Consider the following 249-nt stretch of genomic DNA (forward strand, 5'->3'; position numbering starts at 1 on the left):
ATCGAGGCCCAGGCGCTGCTGGCGACGTACGGGCGGGACCGGGACGGCGGCGACCCGCTCTGGCTCGGGTCGATCAAGTCGAACCTCGGGCACACCCAGGCGGCGGCCGGGGCGGCCGGCATCATCAAGATGGTCCAGGCGATGCGGCACGGCGTGCTGCCCCGCACGCTGCACGTCGACGCGCCCACCCCCCAGGTGGACTGGGCGTCCGGGGACGTGGAACTGCTCACCGAGGCCCGCCCCTGGCCG

At 75.1% G+C, this 249-nt stretch carries 1 pseudogene; it reads left to right on the forward strand.

Annotation, left to right across the window (positions count from 1 at the left end):
* Positions 1 to 249 (forward strand): annotated as a pseudogene (locus PUR56_RS08735) (polyketide synthase); the annotation flags it as partial.

This window comes from Streptomyces sp. BE303, from assembly GCF_036290945.1.
Taxonomy (GTDB): domain Bacteria; phylum Actinomycetota; class Actinomycetes; order Streptomycetales; family Streptomycetaceae; genus Kitasatospora.